We start from the raw sequence: 1,012 nt of genomic DNA, 5'->3' as shown, positions 1-1,012 counted from the left end.
TGGATCACGGCGCACCGAGACACGGATGTGGTGTCAAAAGAGGATTTTGGCCTCGCTCAAGAGAATGATCGGCTTCGGCGCGAGAACCGCATTCTCAAGGAGGAAAGGGAAATCCTGAAAAAGGCCACGGTGTTCTTCGCGAGCCAAAAGCCGTGAGGTTCAAGTTCATCGCAGAACACCGGTTCACGTTTTCTCTTGGACGGATGTGTCGTGTCATGAACGTCAGTTCACGTGGTCTCCGGGCATTCCGTAGCCGTCCTGCCAGCCGCAGGCAGCGGTCTGATATGGTGACGTTGGCCCACATCAAAGAACAGTCACGCCTCAGTCTGGGCTAGTTATGGCCGTCCGAGAATGACCGACGAGCTGAAGGAGATCGGCCTGAACATCGGCCATCGCCGCGTGGGCTGTTTGATGCGCCAGAACGGCATATCGGTGGTCAGAACGCGCAAACATAAGGCCACGACGGACAGCAATCATAAGTTCAACATCGCGCCTGACTTGCTGGATAGGAACTTTGCAGCAGATGGTCCGAACCAGAAATGGGCTGGGGACATTACCTATATCTGGACGCGTGAAGGTTGGCTCTAGCTGGCTGTGATCCTGGATCTGCATTCCCGTCGTGTCATTGGCTGGGCTGTTAGCAATCGGATGAAGCGTGACCTTGCGATCAGGGCATTGAAGATGGCTATAGCCTTCCGTGCGCCGCCTCAGGACTGCATTCACCACACGGACCGTGGCAGCCAATACTGTTCGCATGATTATCAGAGAATCCTGCATCAGCACGGGTTCAAAGCGTCGATGAGTGGCAAAGGGAATTGCTATGATAATGCTGCCGTTGACGCGTTCTTCAAAACCATCAAGGCAGAGCTAAACTGGCGGGACACATGGAACACCCGCAGACAGGCTGAGATGGCGATCTTTGAATACATCAATGGGTTCTACAATCCGCGACGCCGCCATTCAGCACTGGGCTGGAAAAGCCCGGGCGCCTTCGAACGAAAGGTGGCTTAAA

At 54.6% G+C, this 1,012-nt stretch carries 1 pseudogene; it reads left to right on the top strand.

From position 1 onward, the window contains the following. Window positions 1-1,011, top strand: a pseudogene (locus tag GGQ68_RS24080) (IS3 family transposase); the annotation flags it as partial. Window position 1,012 lies beyond the last annotated feature (1 nt).

The sequence above is a fragment of the Sagittula marina genome, assembly GCF_014196795.1.
Lineage (GTDB): Bacteria > Pseudomonadota > Alphaproteobacteria > Rhodobacterales > Rhodobacteraceae > Sagittula > Sagittula marina.
The sequence above is the reverse complement of the archived record's forward strand: the minus strand, read 5'-3'. Positions and strand labels throughout refer to the sequence as shown.